Raw genomic sequence first — 5,533 nt, forward strand, 5'->3', positions numbered from 1 at the left:
ACTTCATGTACAACCATCATTTTAAAGGCAAAGCTATAATCACCTTGTGTACGTTTAACTCTTTGTTCTCGTTCATGTTCCATAAAATAAGCCTCTTAAAGGTGTAAACTTATTTCAGGACGGGACAATTCAAACAATAAAAAAGACCGCTAAAAAGCGGTCTTTTTTAAGTCTTAAAGACTTATGCAGCTAATGCATCTTTAGCTTTAGAAGCTAAAGCAGCAAATGCAACTGCGTCATGCATAGCGATGTCAGCAAGTACGCGACGGTCGATAATCACTTGAGCTTTTTTCAAGCCAGCGATCATACGGCTGTACGATAAACCATTTAGACGAGCACCAGCGTTAATACGCGCAATCCATAGAGCACGGAATTGACGTTTTTTCTGACGACGGTCACGGTAAGCGTATTGACCCGCTTTGATTACTGCTTGGAACGCTACGCGATATACGCGTGAACGAGCGCCGTAGTAACCTTTAGCACGAGCAAGAATTTTTTTATGACGGCGATGAGCCTGTACACCACGTTTTACACGAGCCATTTATAATCTCCTTAGATGTATGGGCACATACGACGAACTGAAGCAACGTCACTCACGTGAACCATTACACAGCCGCGTAATTGACGAATACGCTTAGCAGATTTTTTGGTCAAAATGTGGCGTTTGAACGCTTGTTTACGCTTGAAACCGTTAGCAGTAGCTTTAAAACGCTTAGCTGCACCACGGCGAGTTTTCATCTTAGGCATAACAACCTCTTTTGAACACCTGTTCGGAACGTTTGCACCATTGCAAAACGACCTGCAGGTAAGGGAGCGAATATTCTAATCGAACTTTGTCTAAAACAAAAGCAAATAATCAACAATAAAAGCAAGCTTAGTTTATTTCCCGATAAGCTTTAAGCGATGAATTTATAACCGTGGTTTAGTCCAAGTCGTATAATGCCTCATCCATTCCATACTGTACCCTTATGAACGCTACACAGGATGCTTTTGCCACACTTCGATACCGAGACTTCTCCATTGTTACACTCAATCAATTTTGCCTGACGCTTGCCATTTTAATTCAGGAAATTATTGTGGCGTATTCTTTGTATAAAATTACCAAAGATCCTCTCACTCTAGGTTTGATTGGCCTAGCAGAAGCAATCCCTTTTATTACTCTCTCCTTATGGGGCGGCTATTTTGCAGATCGCTTTAATAAGCAAACCATCATGAAAATCTGCTTATTCTTTGCCATTCCACTGCCCTTGGTTTTATGGGGTTTATTTCATGCTTATGGCTTAAAGCAAATTGAACTCTCCACCCTGTCATGGGGTGTCTATACCGTGATCTTTGGCCTAGGAACAATTCGGGGGTTCTATAACCCATCTGCAACATCACTCAAACCTTTTTTAATTCCTCGGGAAATTTATGCCAATGGTGCTACATGGACCACCATCGGTTGGCAAAGCGGTGTGATTATTGGCCCGATGCTCGGTGGATTTATGCTGGCATTTTTAGGCCGTGAAACCAGTTTAATCAGTGTAGCGGTACTGCTCAGCCTATGTTTCTTACTCGTCAATCTTTTAAGCAAACGCACTTTTCCTAAAATAGAAACGGAACGTGTACTACAAAGTTTAGGTGAAGGTTTTCACTTTATTGCTAAAACTAAAATCGTCCTCTGGGCTATCTCACTCGACTTAGTTTCGGTACTGTTCGGCGGTGTGATTGCTTTACTCCCAATCTTTGCTGAAGATATTTTGAAAATTGGGCCTGAAGGCTTGGGCTATTTACGGGCAGCACCTTCGATTGGTGCACTCATCACCATGATTGCGCTGACACGTTTTCCGCCCACCCGACATGCATGGCGCAATATGCTGCTTGCTGTTGCAGGTTTTGGCCTATTCACCTTATTGTTCGCTTACTCAAACTATCTCTGGCTGTCTTTATTTGCTCTTGCGATGACGGGTGCATGTGACAGTATTTCAGTGGTAATTCGTCAGACTATTTTACAAATTTATCCTCCTGAGAATATGCGAGGCCGTGTTGCAGCGGTAAATGGCATGTTTGTATCGAGTAGCAATGAACTGGGGGCATTTGAGTCAGGTCTTGCAGCAAAATATCTAGGCCCTGTGATTGCAACGGTTTTTGGCGGTAGCATGACACTCTTGGTGGTCGCACTCAGTTGGGCTAAAACCAAAGAATTATTTGGTGTAGACATTACCCAAGCTGAGCAAAAATAGTTTTAATTTAACAATATAACTTGCGAGTCTTTCCAATTCAGGAAATACTCGCAACAATTATTTAAGTCATGCGCACTGGATGCGTTATAAAAGAAATCGATCATATGAAACCACTCTTCTTGCTCGCATTATCTACACTGCCCTTTCATCTCAGTCATGCAGCTCAACCACCATTAGAACTCACCATTCAAAAAAGTTCAGCTCAATCGGCGCATTTGACCACGCGTATTCAATGGCTAGATTTTCCCAAACCCCAATATAAAAATAGTGATTTAAACCAACAAAACCGTGCAGCAATTATTCGTGTGTATGCAGATGAAACAGGTGAAGTAACCAAAGCGACAGTCCAAGAAACGACTGGACTCAAAGCTTTGGATGAAAAGCTGGTAAATGCCGTGCTTCAAGCCAAAGTAAAACCGTTTATGGAGGATGACACCGCTTTAGCTGTCATTGGTTATCAAGTTTTTAATTTAAATTTAACCCCAGATGATGTCGAAGCATGTAACTATAGCTTTGACTCGAAGAATTGGCGTGCGCAACAACAGCAGCAAAAAGTGCCTTTTCAATATCAGGCTCAACCTACGCTTGCGCTAGATTCAACCCAGTTAAATGATCATGACCGTCAAATTAAATTTAGCTTTAAAGCCGATAAACACGGCAACATCAAGAAGCCTAAAATTACAAAGGGTTCAGGTATTTACGCGCTTGATCAACAAGTTTTACAAGCCGTTGCAAACAGCAAAGTTAGTGTTAAACGCACGGCAAGTAGACTGTGGCTCTATAAAAAATCTAAATTTAAAGATGCGATTGAATTCGATCTGAATGCTTGTCGTTAAAAATTTAGCATGACACGAGTTTTCACTCACTCGTGTCATCTCTATATCAACTTTAAACCCATTCAGCACATATAAGCATGTGGCTAGTTAGTCTCTGAAAATAATTAGAACTGACTAAACATCCAATACACAAAAAGATAGCGTCCTATTTTTGCAATACTCACCATCACAACAAAACGAACAAAGTTTTCTTTGAGTAATCCTGCAATGAGGGTAATCGGATCACCAATAACGGGCACCCAACTGAGTAATAAAGACCAAAAACCATATTTTTGATAAATGCCCTGCGCCTGCAACATCTTTTGCTCTGAGACGGGAAACCATTTTTTATTTTTGTATTGCTCAACTTTCAAGCCGAGCCACCAATTCACACAGCTACCTAGAATATTGCCTAGACTGGCGACAGCTACCAATAACCACACTGAATACTGCGTCTGAGCCAACAATCCTACCAAGACAGCCTCTGACTGCAAGGGTAGCAGTGTCGCTGCCCCAAAAGCAGAAAGGAAAAGTAGTCCTAAGGCCCACATCATTTTATGATTTTAAACCCAGCTTTTTCTTGGTTGAGCTATAAGCAAAACTTGACCAGATCAATGCCAGAATCAACAAAGACCAACGTGACCATGAATATTTATCGGCAATCGGTTCAATTGCAGCTCGAAGTACCGCCTGATCTTTGGTATTCAGCAGTTCAATGATTTTTTGAATGTGTACCGCTTCAGCTACAAATAGCACCAAACATCCTGCAATCCCCACAATAATACTGAGATAGATTTTAGGATTCACTTCAATAATACGGGTTAAATTGAGGAAAAACTCTTTTTTCATTACGCTGATGTCCAAACAACCTTTCAACAAAAAAGCCACCCATCGGTGGCTTTAAAGAATGGCTTATACCTTGAAGGCGATAAGCTTAACACAGTTCAAGTCAGCGCTTCTGTAACTAATTAACTTGAAGCGCCAATGCACTCTGAACTGCGGGGCGCGCTTGAATACGCTCCATATACGCCTTCACATTTGGATAGTCATTTATATCAATTTGCTGCCACTCATAACGCAGAATCCATGGAAAAATCGCCATATCCGCTATCGAATACTCTCCAGCCACATAGTTTTGACCAAAAAGCTGTTTGTCTAGTACACCATACAAACGCTTGGTTTCATTGACATAGCGTTCAGTTGCATACGCAATACGTTCGGGAGCAAATTTACTAAAGTGATGGTTCTGTCCAAGCATTGGACCGAAGCCACCCATTTGCCACATCAACCACTGCTCAACCTCAACACGAGACTGTTCATCGCTTGGATAAAACTGCCCTGTTTTACGCCCTAAATACTGCAAAATCGCCCCTGACTCAAACACAGAAATGGCTTCACCTTTGGGACCATCTTGATCCACAATCGCAGGGATTTTATTGTTGGGTGAAATGCGTAGAAAGTCGGGTTGGAACTGATCATTTTCTAAAATATTGATGGGAAAGACTTGATACTCCAAACCCATCTCTTCTAATGCGATGCTAATTTTATGTCCGTTGGGTGTTCCCCAATAGTACAAATCGATCATGTGGTTATCCTGTTACTTTTCTCGTTTTAGTTCATATTGTCGAGGTTTGATACTGTTTATAACATGATTCCAGCCTAGAAACATTAGGTTAAACTGAAATTGAAATCTTAAAATATGCATGACTAACTTCATATAAATAGAATAATTATCAACCAAAGAGAATGTTTAAAAAAAATCTTATTTTTTAATCTTGAAATTTCATAGAGCATCCAAATATTAAAAGTACAGCAAACATCCACACCGATTATTGCTGTGACAACCATGCTAATCGAGTCGCATAGGTTGCTTATTTATATCACTTTTCCTAATAGTGGAGGTTTTATCAATGAGTAATTTAAGCTTAATGCCATTATTCCGTCGTAGTATCGGTTTTGACCGTTTAAACGATTTGTTTGATCATGCAATGCTCAGTGAAGCACCACATTATCCTGCGTACAATATTGAAAAAGTCGGTGATGATCACTACCGCATTGTCGTAGCTGCGACTGGTTTTAACCAAGATGAGCTCGCGATCGATTTAGAGAATCAGGTACTTAATATTTCAGGTCAACATGCTGATCAGACCAAAGACAATCATGCTGAGTTCTTGCATAAAGGCATCACACAGCGCTCATTTAAATTATCTTTACGTTTAGATGAACACATTGAAGTACAAGAGGCCAATTATGAAAATGGTTTACTCACCATCCAGCTACGACGGATTGTTCCAGAAGAAAAAGCGCCATGCCGAATTCCAATCGGACAAAAGAAATTAACAACTGAAAACACTTCGGCATAGTCAATCTGTCTTGTCCTGAAATAGATTGACAGTATTCCACTTCAAACCGAGTTAAGCAATTAGCTCGGTTTTAGTTTGCTCATACATCTGATTCGGGGTGTTCATATTTAAACTTAAATGTGGTCTATAGCAA

The 5,533-nt window shown here is 40.6% G+C and carries 8 protein-coding genes; 3 read left to right on the plus strand and 5 right to left on the minus strand.

Translation table 11 applies throughout. The annotated features are described in order from the left end of the window. Positions 1-181: 181 nt before the first annotated feature. Both rplT and rpmI read right to left on the minus strand, forming a co-directional pair. The gene (rplT, locus tag MF4642_RS16075; RefSeq protein ID WP_004692276.1) at positions 182-541 is read right to left on the minus strand and encodes a 50S ribosomal protein L20; all 360 of its coding nucleotides are present in this window, start codon (positions 539-541) and stop codon (positions 182-184) included. 11 nt (positions 542-552) lie between these two features. Further along, on the minus strand, positions 553-747 hold the full coding sequence (gene rpmI, locus MF4642_RS16080) for a 50S ribosomal protein L35 (RefSeq protein WP_004278281.1): 195 nt from the start codon (positions 745-747) through the stop codon (positions 553-555). A 221-nt stretch (positions 748-968) separates the two neighbouring features. Here rpmI and MF4642_RS16085 point away from each other — a divergent pair, with 221 nt between their 5' ends. Together MF4642_RS16085 and MF4642_RS16090 are read left to right on the plus strand one after the other, a co-directional pair. Beyond that, a complete protein-coding gene (locus MF4642_RS16085) occupies positions 969-2,222 on the plus strand; it encodes an MFS transporter (RefSeq protein ID WP_078426835.1) in 1,254 nt (417 codons plus the stop codon). 104 nt (positions 2,223-2,326) lie between these two features. Next, on the plus strand, positions 2,327-3,058 hold the full coding sequence (locus tag MF4642_RS16090; protein ID WP_078426836.1) for an energy transducer TonB: 732 nt from the start codon (positions 2,327-2,329) through the stop codon (positions 3,056-3,058). Positions 3,059-3,162: 104 nt separating this feature from the next. Here MF4642_RS16090 and MF4642_RS16095 read toward each other — a convergent pair whose 3' ends face one another. The 3 genes from MF4642_RS16095 to MF4642_RS16105 all read right to left on the minus strand — a co-directional run bounded on the left by MF4642_RS16095 (position 3,163) and on the right by MF4642_RS16105 (position 4,622). Next, positions 3,163-3,591, minus strand: coding sequence for a YqaA family protein (locus MF4642_RS16095; RefSeq protein WP_078426837.1), 429 nt, complete (start codon positions 3,589-3,591; stop codon positions 3,163-3,165). 1 nt (position 3,592) lies between these two features. Next, the gene (locus MF4642_RS16100; RefSeq protein ID WP_039890203.1) at positions 3,593-3,886 is read right to left on the minus strand and encodes a hypothetical protein; all 294 of its coding nucleotides are present in this window, start codon (positions 3,884-3,886) and stop codon (positions 3,593-3,595) included. A gap of 115 nt (positions 3,887-4,001) precedes the next feature. Continuing rightward, complete coding sequence (locus MF4642_RS16105) at positions 4,002-4,622, minus strand: glutathione binding-like protein (RefSeq protein WP_078426838.1); 621 nt, start codon at positions 4,620-4,622, stop codon at positions 4,002-4,004. 325 nt (positions 4,623-4,947) lie between these two features. Between MF4642_RS16105 and MF4642_RS16110 the strand changes: the two genes are divergently transcribed. Then, the gene (locus MF4642_RS16110; RefSeq protein WP_004692288.1) at positions 4,948-5,400 is read left to right on the plus strand and encodes an Hsp20 family protein; all 453 of its coding nucleotides are present in this window, start codon (positions 4,948-4,950) and stop codon (positions 5,398-5,400) included. The last annotated feature ends 133 nt before the right edge of the window (positions 5,401-5,533 follow it).

This window comes from Acinetobacter sp. MF4642 (assembly GCF_002018925.1).
Classification (GTDB): Bacteria; Pseudomonadota; Gammaproteobacteria; order Pseudomonadales; family Moraxellaceae; genus Acinetobacter; species Acinetobacter johnsonii.

Excerpts from the sequence above, each read along its gene's own strand:
- MF4642_RS16100 (WP_039890203.1), bottom strand. The coding sequence starts at position 3,886 with ATGAAAAAAGAGTTTTTCCTCAATTTAACCCGTATTATTGAAGTGAAT.
- rpmI (WP_004278281.1), bottom strand. The coding sequence starts at position 747 with ATGCCTAAGATGAAAACTCGCCGTGGTGCAGCTAAGCGTTTTAAAGCT.
- rplT (WP_004692276.1), bottom strand. The coding sequence starts at position 541 with ATGGCTCGTGTAAAACGTGGTGTACAGGCTCATCGCCGTCATAAAAAA.
- MF4642_RS16095 (WP_078426837.1), bottom strand. The coding sequence starts at position 3,591 with ATGATGTGGGCCTTAGGACTACTTTTCCTTTCTGCTTTTGGGGCAGCG.
- MF4642_RS16085 (WP_078426835.1), top strand. The coding sequence starts at position 969 with ATGAACGCTACACAGGATGCTTTTGCCACACTTCGATACCGAGACTTC.
- MF4642_RS16110 (WP_004692288.1), top strand. The coding sequence starts at position 4,948 with ATGAGTAATTTAAGCTTAATGCCATTATTCCGTCGTAGTATCGGTTTT.
- MF4642_RS16090 (WP_078426836.1), top strand. The coding sequence starts at position 2,327 with ATGAAACCACTCTTCTTGCTCGCATTATCTACACTGCCCTTTCATCTC.
- MF4642_RS16105 (WP_078426838.1), bottom strand. The coding sequence starts at position 4,622 with ATGATCGATTTGTACTATTGGGGAACACCCAACGGACATAAAATTAGC.